We start from the raw sequence: 15,582 nt of genomic DNA on the forward strand, positions 1-15,582 counted from the left end.
GACCCAGCCCGTTTCGCGGGCATTTTTATGTGAGGCATGGATCAATTTTCGCGGGCATATTTACATGAGGCATCACGGGCGATGGAGCGCAACGGTAGTGACTAGTTGCGACGTTCCGATCGAAGCGCCGAACCTCAACCCGCCACCAACCGACTCCCGGCCCGGTCAAAACCCCATGTCCTCAGTCATCATTGAACCGATGCAACCTTGGGTCCGCCCTTGTCTGCTGCGCTGCACAACATGCCCCCGCCGCGGCGCTCACCCGCTGCGGCAGACCGTCACCCGCTGAGAGTCGTGGTCAGTGAATAGTCAAGCGCAGCTTGGCTTTTCGAATAAGGCAGGAAGCCGCCGCATCAGTTGGCAGCAAGGCGATCGCGGTACGGGCAGCGAATGGCCTTAGCCGGCGCTGCTGTTAATCGCCAGGGTCTGCTGGGGTCTGCTTGACCCCCACCCGGGGATCTCGAGGCGAGACCACGAGGCCGGACGCGCTGGGCGCAGTGACTGGTTGGCGCCGCATCTAGACCCCATGCAAGGTGCGTCGCTTCGGGGTGATAAAGCCGTCGGCGGCGCAGTCTCCATCATCTGAGGCACCGGCCCACCACGTCATCTATGCGTCCGATCGATGAGAACAAACAATGCCCCTCCGCGTCCATGGACGGCCGACGCCCGGCGCGTTACCAGCAAGGGCTGATTTGGTTATCACCTTGTTAATCAATGGTTCTCATGGATCCCGTCGGTCGATGGAGACCGAAGCCTCGTTCGGAACGCGGTGGGATCCATTCGCGAGGATTACCAGTGCAAATCTCCGCGCGTGCGTTAGATCTCATGCGCGACAGTTTGATTCGCGTCATCATCGGGGTCAGTCGTGCTCACGCGCAGTCCTGCGCGGGATTGGTGTCGTGCATACGCGTGGGCCCATACGAAGTCGTCGACTATCTTTGGTTTATTGAGTTGATGCAGCACGCACCCGCCGGGTGGTCCTGGGTCACGCCGCTGGCTCGATGGTCGCTGTCCCGTGGAAGCGCAGCAGCGCTGTTGCGGAGACGATAGGAGGTGTTCGGTGCCGTGGGCGTGGATCTCTGCCGCGACCGTCGTCGCTGTGCTGCCGTCGTTGTTCGGCCACTTCGAAGCCGGCGCCCCGGCCTGGACCAGGATAGTGCGTTGGCTGAGTTTTCTAGCGGTTCTGCTCGGCATCGACGTGCTGTGGGGCCCGCCGTGGACGTGGGCATGGATTGCCGGGGTGCCGCTGCTGGGCGCCGTCTTTCACGTTTTTTGGTGTGCTCGACACCGCATCAACCCGTTGACGGCTGAGCCCCGCGGTCGATATTACGAGTTGCGGGGGTGGCCGGTAGATCGCAACCCGCGTCCATAGGTTGCGTGAGCGCCCCGACGAAGGCTGTCCCGACGGCGAACTACCCCGCCCGCCGCCGAGGCAGCATTGTCGCCGGTCGGACCGCGCGGTGCCGGCCGTCGCATGTGCGACCAACGCCCATGCTGACGGTGGGCGCGACAGCTTTACAGAGGGTTTCGGCGGGTGCTTACCGCGAGGGAACGGCTCGCCGAAGAGGCCGACGGTGGTGCCCGGATCGCCGACCGCGAGCCTGATGTGCCAACATTTACGTCCGCGTACCGCAGCAATGTGGCTGACACGTTTCGAGGGCATTATTTTGCTGGGACGGAGATTACGCGATGGCATCATCCATCGGCGGTGAGGACGCCGCTGCCGGGGCGCCTGCGCACCTCGATGGCGACGGGCATGCGCACGGTCCGCGGATCGGTAGCGCAGGGCAACGCCATCAGAAGCCGTTGACGATAGCTTTCGCGTTGACCGCCACCTACGCCGTCGTCGAACTGGTCGGCGGGTTCGTCACTGGCTCGCTGGCGTTGATCAGCGACGCGGCACACATGGGTACCGACGTGCTCGGACTTGGGCTTGCGCTGGCCGCGATCCACCTCGCGAAGCGACCCGCCGCAGGGCAGCGCACCTTCGGCACATACCGCTTGGAAGTGTTGGCCGCCATCATCAACGGGCTCCTGCTGTTCGGTGTCGCGTTCTACGTGCTCTACGAAGCGGTGCAGCGCTTCATGGACCCGCCGGAGGTTCTTGGGGTGCCGATGCTGATCGTCGCCGCGGTGGGCCTCGTCGTGAACGTCGTCTCCTTCCTGCTGCTCACTCGCGGCGCCAAGGAAAGCCTGAATGTCAAGGGCGCCTATCTCGAAGTACTGTCCGACATGCTCGGTTCGATCGGCGTCATCGTCGCGGCCATCGTGATCACGGTCACCGGATTCCGCTACGCCGACGCCATTGTGGCCGCGGCCATCGGCCTGTTCATCCTGCCGCGCACCTGGCAGCTCATGCGCCAGGCGCTGCGCATCATTATGGAGGTCGCACCTCCCGGTGTGAACGTCGAGGCCGCAGTTCGCGATCTCGCCGCGATCTCGGGTGTCGACGCGGTTCACGATCTGCACATTTGGACGGTCACCAGCGGCATGGAGGCCACCACCGCGCATGTTTTGATCACCGATGACGCGGACTGGCACGCCGTCCTCGACGCGAGTCGAGAGCTGTTGAGTGAGCGTTACGGGGTGACGCATTCCACCATTCAGGTCGAGCCCACCGGCCACGAAGAACGACCCGCCGGCTTCTAACAGAACTGCTGGTCACAAGCGACGTCGGCGTTTTCCATCACCCGGAATTCGGCGTGCCCCCAACACGTGTGTCAGGGGCCGGATCGGACGTAACCTGCTTTCGCTAATATTCGTGCGCATGAGCTAGTGTTCGTCCTGGATGTGGCGTCAGAAGTAGTCGGGTATGTCGTGACGAAGTTGCGCGGCGGCGAGGCGTGCGGGCACCACGCTATCGGGTGCCACGAAACGCCCGGACACTTGTAAATCACGCAGATTGCACCATTGACCGACTGATACCCAAATTGAGGTGCCATGGCTACCATCGTCGTTGGAATCGACGGTTCTCCCGCGTCGGCGAAGGCGCTGCGCTGGGCAGCCGAGGAGGCGCGCCTGCGCGGTGCCACGGTGAGGGCCGTCTACGCCTGGTCGTTTCCCTTCCAGAGTGGTGAGATCGCCCACCTCGCTGCCCAGGCCGTCCTCGACGCGTTGCAGCAGGACGCCGAGCAGTCAGCTCAGACCGCTGTCCGTGAGGCGTTGGGAGCCGATGCCGATACCGTCGAGCGCGTCGTCGCAGAGGCGTCACCGGTGCAGGCGTTGACCACGGCCGCACGCGACGCCGACCTGCTGGTCGTCGGTTCGCGAGGCCGCGGCGGCTTCACCGGGCTGCTGTTGGGTTCGGTCAGCACCCAGTGCGCCCAGCACGCCCCGTGCCCGGTTGTGATCATCCGCTGATAAATGCCGCGCCCACCCTATCCACGTGATGCAGGCCTGGCCCCCGCTCCATTTGACCTCGGGCTCGCTCGCACTGGGTCGGTTCCGGCCGTCAACGGGTAGTGCGAAGATGACCGCGAAGTCGAACTGCCAATACTGCACCGAACACCCTCGACCGGCGCGACCCGAGGTGCCTCACGTAAAAGTGAGCGCGAAGTAGTGGCTGGTGCCTCACGGATGGTGAGCGCGTGGGGGCTTGCGTTACTTCGCCTTGGCCAGTCGGTTGGTTGACGGATTCAATGCTTCTAGATCGATGTGTGTGACGGGTGGCGGCGAGGGCCTCGGTCTCGGCCTTGGCCAGGTCCAGTAGCTGCATTTGGATCGCGTTGATGCCGGGTCAGGTCGGCCGGGTTGATGCCCTCGATCCGTGCGGCCACGTTCGCGAGATGTTGTGTGTCAAGCACTCCCGATGCTTGCAGGCGCTGCCACGGGGTGGCCGGCTTGTCGTAGACGCGCTTGCGGCGACCGTTTGCGGTGGTGCTGTAGCCGACGGGCTCTTTCGTCGGGGTGAAGAAGTTCAGGCGCAGCGCCACCAGCTGCCACAGCCGGTTGAGTAGCTCCAGCTCCTGGCCGGTGTCGTAACGCCAGTAGAACGCGTGTTTGCGCACCACGTGGTTGTTCTTGGACTCCAGATGGGCCTGGTCGTTCTTTTGGTACGGCCGCGAGCGGGTCTGGGCGATGTCGCGGGCCTACAGCCAGTCGGCGACCTCGTGATTGATGACTCACCCCCGCAGTCTGAATCGAAAATCACCGTGGCGAACGGGAACCGCTCCTGTAGCTTCTCGATGCCTTCCACGATCCACTTCGCGGCGTTGTTGCGGATTGAGCAGTTCTTGGTCCAGCCGGTCACGGAGGTGGTCATCGTCAGTGTGCGGGCGGATTCGCCGATCAGTGTCGGACCGCAGTGCGCCACGGTGTCGGCCTCGATCACCCCCGGGGCCTTGGGCGCCTAGTCGGCGCAGGTGTGGATAGCGATCGAATTGCGCAGCAGCGGAGACGGTTTCGTCGTCGAGATGCCCCGTATACGCATCCTGTCCCGGGCCGGTTTGAGGTAGCGGTCCACGGTGGCCGCGCTCATCGCCTTCAGTTCAGCCAATGCCGCCTCGGTGGCGAACGGCCTGTCAAGATCACCGGCGGCGGCCAGCAGCGGCCCCCACCGGCCGAGCATCACCACCAGGTATTTGCGCAGGGCATGCCCGCCAATGCCCACACATGCTCCAGCAGCGCCCTGGCGTCGTCACTGAAGCCCCGCGGCCGCAAACTACGCCCGTCGACCTTGGCCGGGTCCGGCAGTCTCGAGCCGGTCAGCATCCGCCGGGCCGGCGAGCGCCCCATCCCCGTGGTAGTCACCACCCGATCCAGAATCTCGCCCTTGTCCGCCTTTGATGCCTTGCCGGTACGCGGTCCGCAGCTTGTTGATTACCTGCCGCCTCGCAGCCATATCGATCTTGCCTTCCACATCGGGCAAGCCTTCCGCGCCACGGGGGGCCACGCACTCAAAATAGGTGAGGCACCACCACCCACCACACGCTCAAACTGAGTGAGGCACGCCGATCCATCGCGGTATTGCAATATGTGTATGTTAAGTTAGGAACTGCGCAAGATGAATTTTGTGTCAATGAGGACCGAACACGAGGAGGGTATCGATGGTTCCGCAGGCGTTGTTGGCCAAGGCAGCAGGGGCGGTGTTTACCGGGCTGGTGGGTGTGAGTGCCTATGAGGTGCTCCGCAAGGTGGCAGGTAAGGCTCCTGTCCGTCGGACTTCGGTAGCGGTGGCCGAGCTGGGCTTGCGGGGAACCCGGCGGGCCGAGGTGGCAGCGGAGTCAGCCCGGCTAAGAATCGGCGATGTAGTCGCCGAGGCCCGCGAACGCGTCGGTGAAGAGGTACCGCCTCCAGGCGCCGCCGAGGTTCACGACCACGACCACTGACCGCGACATGACTATTGCCAACAACGCCGCCGTGGAGGTCGTCTCCGACGCGGCGGGACGGATGCGGCTGCTCGTTCCTTGGGTTCGCTCGAATTCGCGGCGCGCGGTAGCGGTCGAAGATGTCGTGGACAAACAGGCCGGTGTGCGGGCGGTGCATGCATACCCGCACACCGGGTCGGTGGTCGTGTGGTACTCGCCTAAACGTTGCGATCGCTCCACGATCATGGACGCTATCTCGGCGGCCCGCGAGATGGCGGGTGAGCTGATACCCGCGCGCACGCCGCGCTCGGCCGACATCCGTAACGCCGAGGTGCTGCGCCTGGTGATCGGCGGGGTTGCGTTGGCTCTGCTCGGGGTGCGCCGCTACGTTTTCCGGCGACCGCCGCTGCTTGGCCCGTCGGGTCAGCTGGTAGCCACCGGTGCGACGGTGTTCATGGGTTATCCGTTCTTCCGGGGCGCGCTGCGCGGTCTGCGTTCCGGTCGCGCTGGCACCGACTCGTTGGTGACGGTGGCCACGGTGGCCAGCCTGGTGTTGCGGGAGAACGTGGTCGCGCTGACCGTGTTGTGGTTGCTCAATATCGGTGAGTACCTGCAGGACCTGACGTTGCGGCGCACCCGGCGCGCCATCGCCGATCTGCTGCGCGGCACCGCCGACACCGCGTGGATTCGGCTAGAAGACGGCAGCGAGGTAGAGGTGCCCATCGATACGTTGCAGATCGGTGACCGGGTCGTGGTTCACGACCATGTGGCGATACCGGTCGACGGCGAGGTGGTGGACGGCGATGCGGCTGTCGACCAGTCCGCGATCACCGGGGAAACACTGCCGGTCAGCATGGTCGTCGGGTCCCGCGTGCACGCCGGATCGGTGGTAGTGCGCGGTCGTCTGGTAGTGCGCGCCAGCGCCGTGGGCAACGAAACGACGATTGGGCGCATCATCGCCCGCGTCGAAGAGGCTCAGCTGGATCGGGCGCCGATTCAGACGGTCGGCGAAAACTTCTCGCGCCGCTTTGTTCCCGTTTCGTTCATCGTGTCCGCGGCCACCCTGGCGCTCACCGGTGATGTTCGGCGCGCGATGACCATGCTGTTGATCGCGTGTCCGTGCGCGGTGGGATTGTCCACCCCGACCGCGATCAGTGCCGCGATCGGCAACGGGGCGCGCCGCGGCATCCTGATCAAGGGCGGTTCCCACCTCGAACAAGCCGGCCGGGTGAACGCCATTGTGTTCGACAAAACCGGGACACTGACCGTTGGGCGCCCCATCGTCACCAATGTCGTTGCCCTGCACAAAGATTGGCAACCCGAAGAGGTACTTGCCTACGCGGCTAGCTCAGAAATCCATTCTCGTCATCCGCTGGCCGAAGCCGTGATCCGCTCGACCACAGAACGCCATATCAGCATTCCCCCGCATGAGCAATGTGAGGTGCTGGTCGGTCTGGGCATGCGAACCTGGGCCGATGGTCGGATTTTGCTGCTGGGCAGCCCGTCGCTGTTACGCGCCGAAAAAGTGCGGATCTCCAAGAAGGCGACCGACTGGGTGACCAAACTGCGCGGCCAAGCCGAGACCCCACTGCTGCTGGCCGTGGATGGCAAGCTAGTAGGTCTGATCAGTCTGCGCGACGAAGTGCGGCCCGAAGCGGCCGAAGTCGTGCAGAAATTGCGGACCAATGGAATCCGGCGCATCGTCATGCTCACCGGTGATCATCCTGAGACCGCCGAGGTGGTCGCCCGAGAGATGGGTATCGATGAGTGGCGCGCCGAAGTGCTGCCGGAAGACAAACTTCAGGCGGTGCGCCAACTCCAGGACGAAGGTTACGTTGTGGGCATGGTCGGCGACGGCGTCAACGACGCACCGGCGCTGGCCACTGCCGATATCGGGATCGCTATGGGTCTCGCGGGCACCGACGTCGCGGTGGAAACAGCCGACATCGCCCTGGCCAACGACAACTTGCAGCGCCTGCTCGACGTACCAGATCTGGGCGCCCGCGCGGTCCAGGTGATCCGGCAGAACTACGGCATGTCCATCGCCGTCAACTCTGCGGGTCTGTTGATGGGCGCAGGAGGTGCCCTATCGCCGGTGCTTGCCGCAGTCCTGCACAACGCGTCCTCGGTGGCGGTGGTCACCAACAGCTCCCGGATGATCCGCTACCGCCTGGCCAACGGGCAATCACTGACCGCTAATGGACTAACGCCGACGCGACCTGCAGAGACAGACGGCGCGGATTCGCCGCAGTAGCGAGGAAAGCGAACAACTCGTTAAGAAAGTGCTGGAAACCGAGTTCGACATTAAGGCTGGACTGGCCAGCCCGACTGATCATCCACGTCGCAGCCCCGTTGACGACCACCCCCACCAGCGCGTTGATCAGCACCGGCATGCCGGTGACGTGCGGCGGATCGAGCAGGCGACCGATCCCTTCATAGGTTAGCCACCGCGCCAGCACCAGCAAGGTCACACTGGTGGCCTGTGCTGAGAGCATCTCGACGCGCCTCTACCCGTAGGTCATCCGTCCCGTCGCCGGCCGCGCCGCCAGCCGAGTCGCCCACAATGCCACAGGATCGAGGCCGCATCGGTGAGCATGTGCGCCGCATCGGAGATCAACGCCAATTACGGCGAGTACGCCGACCACACTCCGCCCAACATGAACATTGCAGTAACCGCCAGCGCACCGCCCAGCCACCGCCGGTCAGCATCCACCGACAAGGGCCCATCACCCGGACCATCCCCAATTATGCCGGCATGTCGATGGCGACGGTGTAATAGTGGGCTCGCGGATCGATCCCTGCCAGCGCGTTGCGCAGCGGCAAACTGCGCGATGAGATTGTCAGCCAGCAACGATCGATAGCCGATCGGTGGGAAAAGCAGAGATTCCCGCTGCGCCTTTCATTGTTATATCAACAATCGTTAGCATGTGAATATGGAGCAGCAGCCGATCGACTCATGTGACTTGGTATGCCTCAATTTGCCACACGCAGAGTCCATCCGTATGTCGTTGCCCGGGTCGGATTCAAGGGAACGGGCCGCATCCGGTGCGCGGGCCCTCGGCGACCCCACACGGTTGACGATCGCGACGGCGCTGCTACGCGGCGACGAGTTGTGCGTGTGCGATATGGCGTGGGTGGTCAGGCAGGCGCAGGGCTTGGTGTCCTATCACCTTCGCCAACTCAAGACCGCAGAGCTCGTGTCGTCACGTCGGCAACGACAGTTGGTGTTGTATCGGCTCACTGAGCGCGGCCGCGCCCTGATCGAGGCGGTGGTCGCGCCGACTTCCGCTGCGGTCGACACGGAGCCTAAAAGTGTCTGACACGTGCTGCGCCCCCTCGGACGGCTCCCCCTCCGACGAACCGGAATCAGGACCCCAGCGATTCTGGCAGGTTCGTGAACTGCAGCTAGCGGCGGCGGCCGCCGTGCTTCTGATTGCCGGGTGGCTTGTGGGCCGCGCCGGCCACCACACGCCTGGACTGGCCTTGGAACTGGCTGCTGCAGCCGCCGGCGCGGCCACGTTCATCCCCGGCAGCGTCCGCAATCTGCTGCATGGACGCGTCGGCGTGGCGACATTGATGACGATCGCCGCGATCGGTGCGGTAACTCTCGGCCAGATCACTGAGGCCGCGATGCTGGGCGTGTTGTTCTCGATCGCCGAGGGACTTGAACACTACGCGGTATCGCGCACCCGTCGCGGCTTGCGTGCGCTGCTCAGCTTGGTGCCGCCAACGGTGTCAGTGGTGCGCGAGGACCGTGAATTCGCTGTAGCGGCCGACGATCTGGTGGTCGGTGATGTGATGATCCTGCGCCCGGGGCAGCGGGCTGCGACCGACGCGGTGATTAGATCCGGGCGCACCAGCCTCGACGTGTCGGCGATCACCGGCGAGTCGGTTCCGGTGGAAGCCGCTCCGGGTGACGTCGTGCACGCCGGCGCGATCAACGGAGGCGGGGTGATCGAGGTCGCGGTGACCGCCCGGGCCCAGGACAGCTCGTTGGCCCGCATCGTGCACATCGTGGAAGAGGCGCAAGAACGCAAGGGTGCCGGTCAGCGGCTGGCCGACCGCATTGCACGTCCCCTGGTGCCCGCGATCATGGGCCTGGCGGTAGCGGTCGCCGGGATCGGCGCGCTGCTGGGGGATCCGATGTTGTGGCTGGAACGCGCCTTGGTGGTGCTTGTCGCCGCCTCACCATGCGCCCTTGCCATCGCCGTGCCGCTAACCGTGGTCGCCGCAGTGGGCGCGGCCAGCCGCCAAGGAGCACTGGTGAAAGGCGGTGCCGCAGTTGAAGAGTTGGGCCGCATCAAAGTTATCGCCCTCGACAAGACCGGAACGCTGACCCGCAACAAACCCCGAGTCGTGGACACGGTCACCGTCAGCGGCACGACACCAGGCCAAGCGCTGCGCGCCGCGGCCGCGCTCGAAGCACGCAGCGAACACCCTCTGGCCCAAGCTATCCTAGCCGCCGCCGGCGCCGATATCGGCTCGGCGGAGGATGTGGTTGCGATCGCCGGCCATGGCCTGACTGGACGACTGCATCACAAGGCGCTACGACTGGGCAAGCCCGGCTGGATCATGCCCGGCCCGTTAACCGACGACGTCGACCGTCTGCAGGAAGCGGGCGCGACAGTCGTGCTGCTCGAACGCGACGGAATCGTGCAGGCAGCGATAGCGGTTCGCGACGAACTGCGGCCCGAAGCCCGCGAGGCGGTCGACCTCATGCGCCGGATAGGCATCGAACCAGCCATGCTTACCGGAGACAATCGACGAACCGCTGAAACCCTGGCCGCTGAGTTGGGCATCGACACGGTCCACGCCGAACTGCTGCCCGAAGACAAAGCACGGCTCCTGGCCAAGCTTGCCCGCGGGCGGCCGATCGCAATGGTGGGTGACGGCATCAACGATGCACCCGCGTTGGCCACCGCTGACATCGGAATCGCCATGGGCGCCATGGGAACCGATGTGGCGATCGAAACCGCCGACGTGGCATTAATGGGCGAAGACCTCCGCCACCTGCCCCAGGTGCTGGCCCACTCGCGGCGGGCCCGGCGGATTATGGTGCAGAACATCGGCCTGTCCCTGGCCATTATCGCCGTCCTCATCCCGATGGCCGCCCTCGGTGTGTTGGGACTGGCCACCGTGGTGTTCATCCACGAATCGGCTGAAGTGCTCGTTATCTTCAACGCAATCCGGGCCACACGCACCCGACCCCTGCCCGGCCTCATCCAGCTGCCACCGGCGGTGTCAGCGACCCACCACGTCACCGTTGGGTTACCCCCAACACCAGCGGATCCATGCTGCGGTGTTCCCATCACGGTCCGAACACAGGCGCTGACGTTGCTGCCCGCCGAACCCGCAACCGCATGCGGCGACGGCTGCCAGTGCTGCCCACCCAATACACAACCCTGACAGACGAACTGGCTTCTCCCACCCGCCGCCACCGCCGCTTAGATACCGTGCCATCAGCCGCGGCCCCCGTCTCGACGCGACCAGGAAGTAAGTAGCGCCGGCAGTATGTTACCGGCACCGACCTGATCCCCCCTGGCAACCGCGGCATCCACCCAAGCAACGCGCCGTCGTGGGGCCGTCGGCGCCAGCGTTGCCGATCAGCTGCGTGTGCCCGCCGTTCCGCGCGCCGGCGCATCCAGCTCCGAATTGGCCCGATGCACTTCTTGCTATGTGGGCGGCGACCGATCACTCTTTTGCGTTTCCGGCCGTGACAGCTGGACCAGGAACAAAACCTGGGGGCACTCCGATACACCAGCAAGCCGCCGGGCCACCTCGCAGGCAAGAGCCCCTTGAGCAGGACACCGTCAACGTCGCTGCCCGCGTCGAACAGCTCACCAAGACCACCGGTGACACAATCCTTCTCACTCATCAGTGCGTCAACGCCCTGGCATTTCAACCGCTTGGACTCATCGACCGGGGATCCCATTCTTTGAAAGGTAAGTCAGCCACTGTGCAGGTCTTCGGCCTCAATCAAGAGCCGACGCGGGTTGGGTTCTAGGGCAAGAGAAGTGATCCGCGACCACCTTGCTGGAAGTATGTTCGGACCGGCCCGCGTCATCATCACTATGTTGTCGCGCTGGGTGCCGCCCACGATGTGCAGCAGGCCGACCTCACCGGGCAGGCTCACCCGCACACATGCCGGGTTGTCGCAGCCGTGCAGGGCGCGCACCCACGGTGCCAACTGTCTGCCGTGCAGCGAGGCTGCCAAGGCATACCGGTTCAGGCGCACCATGATGCGGTCCGACCCGCGGCCGACCCAGAACCTGCCGTAGCCGTCGGTTTCCACCGCGCCGGTCCAGACGCTCCGGGGCCGCGCACCACGTGGGCTTCAAAGCGCGCCAACTCCTCGGCATGCGCGACCGGATTAACGACCAGCTGTAGCGTTTGCGAACGTCTCATGACCTCACTGCTTTTCGATGCGTGCGCGCGGCCCGGTTGCCGCACCCGCACCCATCATCACCGAGCGCACCGACATCGGAGCTTCTTAGGCCGTCGCCGATGGCGGCGCCAACGCCTTCGAAGCGGCACCGCTTCGGATCGCGTCCCCCTCCGCCCCGTTCGCCTCGACGGCACCGCCCGCAGGGTCCGCGACCGGTGGTGTCGCCGCGTCGTCAGCGGCCGGCGGCTGCGCCGCCGTTGCCGTGTCGTCAGGGGCCGGCGGCGTGGCGTTCTGCGCGGCGGCCTCGGCTTCCCGAATCAGTTCGCGGGCTTGCTTTTCGGAGAGCTTGGCCATCCGCGCGATCTCGCGCAGGGGCTCCCCCCGGTCGCGCATCGCGGCCAGCGCCTGCCCGCACACCACCCGCTGCGCGCGGCGGCGGCGCTCGGCGTCCTCGCGCAACACCTGCTGGCGCGCCGCAAGCCACCCGTCCACCGCGTCGGCGCGCTCCCGCGCGGAGAAGTACCGTCCCAGATGCTCGACGTTGGCCCGGGTGCGGCGCACCACGTCGTCCTGGGCGGCGCTGGCGGCCTCGCGCGCTGCGCGGCGGGCCGCCTTGCTGATCACTGCGTTCGCCATGAATCACACGCTAAGCCCCGCCAACCCCCCAGCGCCGCAACGCAAGCCAAAAATCTTTCCGACCGTCCCCATCGCCGGGCTTTGCACCCGACCACTCACCGCCGACCCGAACCGCACTTAGGGTGACCTAACTTTCTCTACCGCCGCACATCACACCTCTTGCACTCAGGGTCACGGATTGGTAACGGCCGTTATCTGGGGACGGGGCCGCCCCTAGTTTCAGGCTTGAGGTGATGACGCAGTGATGGGCTTACACAAATTGACCGCCGGCGACGGCTATCTCTATTTAATCCGCCAAGTCGCCGCCGCCGATGCCACCGACCGCGGCCGCCCCACCCTCGCGCAGTACTACACCGAAAAAGGTGAATCCCCGGGCCGGTGGATGGGCCGCGGACTGGCAGCACTGGCCACCCCGGCCGCCCGTGACGCCTGCGATCCGCTGGTCGCCAAATACTGGACAGTGCAACACGGTTCGCAGGTCAGCGAAGAGCAGATGAAGGCACTGTTTGGAGAGGGCCTGCACCCCAACGCCGAACACATCACCCGTCTTCTGACCACACTCGGCGCCGGTGCGGCCGGAGCCCGTATGGCCTCACGGCTGGGCCGGCCCTTCGCCGTTCACGGCACCGAAAACCGTTTCCTGACCCGCTTGCGCCAGACCTACCGCGACTACAACCTCACCATCGGCGCCGACGCCTCGGCCAGCATCGACCCTGACATCCGGGCCCGGCTGCGCACCGCCGTCGGACAGGAATTGTTCGCCCAAACCTACGCTCGCCCACCGGCAGACGCCCGGGAACTTTCCGGTTTCATCGCCGCCAATTCCCGCGCGGCATCGACCGCGGTGGCCGGCTATGACCTCACCTTCACCCCGGTCAAATCCGTCTCCACACTGTGGGCCATCGCCGCACCCCCGATCGCCGCCGCGATCGAAGACTGCCACCACCAGGCAGTGGAGGAGACCCTGCAATTCCTCGAACAGCACGCCGCGTTCTCCCGCATGGGAGCCGGTGGTGTGGCCCAGGTCAACACCACCGGTTTGATCGTGGCCGCCTTCGATCACCGTGACTCCCGGGCCGGGGACCCCAACCTGCACACCCACGCCGCGGTCAGCAACAAGGTCCACGTCATTGGCCCCGACGAAATAGGGCGCTGGCGGGCCCTCGATGGCGCCACCCTGCACCGCGCCGCGGTCGCGGCATCGGAGTTCTACAACACCCGCATCGAAGCGTTGCTGGTCGAAAAGCTGCGGGTGCGGTTCACCGCGCGAGGGTCCACACGCGGTAAGCGACCGGTCCGTGAAATCGACGGCATCCCCGCCGAATTGAACGACAAATACTCCTCACGCAGCACCGCGATCGAGCACCGTGTGGGCGAACTGGCCAAACACTTTCACACCGAACACGGCCGCGAACCCACCGCCACCGAGATGCTCGCCCTGTCCCAGCAAGCCACCCTGGAAACCCGCCAAGCCAAACACGAACCCCGCTCGCTGGCCGAGCAGCGCCACACCTGGCGCGTCCAGGCTGTGGAGGTCCTGGGCAGCCAGCGTGCACTGAGCAACATGGTCGCCGCGGTCACCAATCACCCACCGGCACACCAGGTCCCCGTCACCGAGACCTGGGTGCACCAGCAGGCCGCTCGCGTCATCGACACCGTCTCCGGGCATCGGGCGACCTGGGCCATCAACCACGTCCGCGCCGAAGCCCAACGCCAGCTGCGCTACGCCGATCACCCCGGCGGACCCGAGCTGGTCAACCGCATCGTCACCGCAGCCCTGGGCGGGCACAGTCTGGTCCTGACCAGCCACGCCGACACCGAGAAAAACGAACCCGCCGCCCTGCGCCGCGCCGACGGTTCCAGTGTCTATACCCGCCACGACTCCACCCTCTACACCAGCGCGGCCATCCTGGCCGCTGAGCGGCGCATCCTGGCCGCCGCGGCCCGCACCGACGGCCGTGTCGTCGACGCCGACAGCATCGGCCTGGCGCTGCTGGAAGGCCACGCCAACAACGGCCTGTCCCTCAACGACGGACAAATCGCACTGGTCCAGGAAATGGCCACCTCCGGGGCGCGGGTGCAGCTCGCGCTGGCTCCGGCGGGCACCGGGAAAACCACCGCCATGGCCGTATTGGCCGCCGCGTGGCGTACCAGTGGCGGCACGGTGATCGGCCTGGCCCCCACCGCCGGAGCGGCCGAAGTCCTGGCCGAAGACCTTGGTTCGACCACCGACACCCTCGCCAAACTGGTGCAGCTCACCGGCACCGGGAGCGGACCACCGGCCCCTGCCGACGATCCGGCGCGACGGTGGTTCGACCGCATTGACTCTGGAACCTTGCTCATCGTCGACGAGGCCGGTATGGCCTCGACTACCGACCTGGACACCCTCATCAGTCATGCGCTGGCGTGTGGGGCCAGCGTGCGCCTGATCGGCGACGATCAGCAGTTGGCGTCGATCTCGGCCGGCGGGGTGCTGCGCGATCTGTCGCAGCGGCATGACGCGGTCACCTTGAGTACCGTCGTGCGCTTCACCCACCCCGAAACCGGGCAGGCCGAAGCCGCCGCCAGCCTGGCGATCCGCGCCGGCCACCCCGCAGGGATCGGCTTCTACATCGACCACAGGCGTGTTCATGTCGGTGCCGATCAACACGCCGCCGACATGGCTTACCAGGCGTGGGCGGCTGACCGTGCGGCCGGGCGCGATTCCATCCTGTTGGCTCCCACCAACGAGCTGGTCGCCCACCTCAACGAACGCGCCCGCCTGGACCGTCTCACCGCGGTCGGCCCCGCCGCGAGGCCGCCGTTAGCGTCGGCGACGGTCACGTTGGCCGACGGCTTGACCGCCTCAGCCGGTGACACCATCGCCACCCGCAAAAACGCCCGCTGGATCTCCACCACCAGCCGCGGCGGCTGGGTCAAGAACGGTCACCGCTGGAGGATTCGCACCGTGCACGACGACGGCTCACTGACCGTGGTCCCGCTACGAGGCCGCGCCACGAGTGTGCGTCTGCCCGCCCGCTACGTCAGGACCCACTCCACCCTGGGATACGCCGCCACCATCAACGCCGCCCAGGGCATGACCGCCGGAGGGCGCGGCGTCGACGGCACCTGCCACACCGTCATTTCCGACCGGCTGACCCGCCAACAGCTCTACGTCGCCGCCACCCGCGGACGCACCGAAAACCACTTCTACGGCTCCACCGCAGAATCCGACCCGCACCGCATCCTGGCCCCCAAAGCCACCCACCCCCCCAC

Annotated in this window: 12 protein-coding genes and 3 pseudogenes; 10 read left to right on the forward strand and 5 right to left on the reverse strand. The window is 65.8% G+C overall.

Translation table 11 applies throughout. The features are described from left to right. Window positions 1-1,060: 1,060 nt before the first annotated feature. From AO501_RS04325 to AO501_RS04335, 3 genes are all read left to right on the forward strand, one after another. Entirely contained in the window at window positions 1,061-1,372 is a 312-nt protein-coding gene (locus AO501_RS04325; protein WP_055576548.1) for a hypothetical protein, read from the forward strand. A gap of 317 nt (window positions 1,373-1,689) precedes the next feature. Further along, window positions 1,690-2,649 carry a cation diffusion facilitator family transporter gene (locus AO501_RS04330; protein WP_055576549.1) on the forward strand — a complete coding sequence of 320 codons (960 nt, stop codon included), beginning with the start codon at window positions 1,690-1,692 and terminating at the stop codon, window positions 2,647-2,649. A gap of 291 nt (window positions 2,650-2,940) precedes the next feature. After that, window positions 2,941-3,360, forward strand: a complete 420-nt coding sequence (locus AO501_RS04335; RefSeq protein WP_055576550.1) for a universal stress protein — start codon at window positions 2,941-2,943, stop codon at window positions 3,358-3,360. A 284-nt stretch (window positions 3,361-3,644) separates the two neighbouring features. Here AO501_RS04335 and AO501_RS38720 read toward each other — a convergent pair whose 3' ends face one another. Further along, window positions 3,645-4,010, reverse strand: a complete 366-nt coding sequence (locus tag AO501_RS38720) for a hypothetical protein (protein WP_231513566.1) — start codon at window positions 4,008-4,010, stop codon at window positions 3,645-3,647. Window positions 4,011-4,184: 174 nt separating this feature from the next. Between AO501_RS38720 and AO501_RS38725 the strand changes: the two genes are divergently transcribed. Then, window positions 4,185-4,352: a hypothetical protein gene (locus tag AO501_RS38725; protein WP_231513565.1), complete on the forward strand. Its 168-nt coding sequence runs from the start codon at window positions 4,185-4,187 to the stop codon at window positions 4,350-4,352. A gap of 101 nt (window positions 4,353-4,453) precedes the next feature. Here AO501_RS38725 and AO501_RS38730 read toward each other — a convergent pair. Continuing rightward, a pseudogene (locus AO501_RS38730) lies at window positions 4,454-4,734 on the reverse strand (transposase); the annotation flags it as partial. A 311-nt stretch (window positions 4,735-5,045) separates the two neighbouring features. Between AO501_RS38730 and AO501_RS34785 the strand changes: the two are divergent. Together AO501_RS34785 and ctpC are read left to right on the forward strand one after the other, a co-directional pair. Then, window positions 5,046-5,327 carry a DUF1490 family protein gene (locus AO501_RS34785; RefSeq protein ID WP_081286567.1) on the forward strand — a complete coding sequence of 94 codons (282 nt, stop codon included), beginning with the start codon at window positions 5,046-5,048 and terminating at the stop codon, window positions 5,325-5,327. A gap of 7 nt (window positions 5,328-5,334) precedes the next feature. Next, window positions 5,335-7,560 carry a manganese-exporting P-type ATPase CtpC gene (ctpC, locus tag AO501_RS04345; protein WP_055576551.1) on the forward strand — a complete coding sequence of 742 codons (2,226 nt, stop codon included), beginning with the start codon at window positions 5,335-5,337 and terminating at the stop codon, window positions 7,558-7,560. On the opposite strand, the pseudogene AO501_RS04350 reads toward ctpC, so the two are convergent. Next, window positions 7,553-7,971, reverse strand: a pseudogene (locus AO501_RS04350) (cation diffusion facilitator family transporter); the annotation flags it as partial. The gene ctpC and the pseudogene AO501_RS04350 sit on opposite strands and share 8 nt — an antisense overlap. 268 nt (window positions 7,972-8,239) lie before the next feature. Between AO501_RS04350 and AO501_RS04355 the strand changes: the two are divergent. The 3 genes and pseudogenes from AO501_RS04355 to AO501_RS38735 form a co-directional block, all read left to right on the forward strand. Next, entirely contained in the window at window positions 8,240-8,626 is a 387-nt protein-coding gene (locus AO501_RS04355; protein WP_055576552.1) for an ArsR/SmtB family transcription factor, read from the forward strand. After that, window positions 8,619-10,712, forward strand: a complete 2,094-nt coding sequence (locus tag AO501_RS04360) for a heavy metal translocating P-type ATPase (protein WP_055576553.1) — start codon at window positions 8,619-8,621, stop codon at window positions 10,710-10,712. Before AO501_RS04355 ends, AO501_RS04360 begins: the two co-directional genes overlap by 8 nt. A 394-nt stretch (window positions 10,713-11,106) precedes the next feature. Next, window positions 11,107-11,310: pseudogene (locus tag AO501_RS38735) on the forward strand (hypothetical protein); the annotation flags it as partial. Here AO501_RS38735 and AO501_RS37710 read toward each other — a convergent pair. Together AO501_RS37710 and AO501_RS04370 are read right to left on the reverse strand one after the other, a co-directional pair. Further along, on the reverse strand, window positions 11,254-11,598 hold the full coding sequence (locus AO501_RS37710; protein WP_055576554.1) for a hypothetical protein: 345 nt from the start codon (window positions 11,596-11,598) through the stop codon (window positions 11,254-11,256). The pseudogene AO501_RS38735 and the gene AO501_RS37710 sit on opposite strands and share 57 nt — an antisense overlap. 198 nt (window positions 11,599-11,796) lie before the next feature. Continuing rightward, window positions 11,797-12,327, reverse strand: a complete 531-nt coding sequence (locus AO501_RS04370) for a hypothetical protein (RefSeq protein WP_055576555.1) — start codon at window positions 12,325-12,327, stop codon at window positions 11,797-11,799. A gap of 244 nt (window positions 12,328-12,571) precedes the next feature. On the opposite strand from AO501_RS04370, the gene mobF reads away from it, so the two are divergent. Beyond that, a partial coding sequence (gene mobF, locus AO501_RS04375; protein WP_156452298.1) for a MobF family relaxase occupies window positions 12,572-15,582 on the forward strand: 3,011 nt, incomplete at its 3' end.

The organism is Mycobacterium gordonae (genome assembly GCF_001417955.2).
Lineage (GTDB): Bacteria > Actinomycetota > Actinomycetes > Mycobacteriales > Mycobacteriaceae > Mycobacterium > Mycobacterium gordonae_B.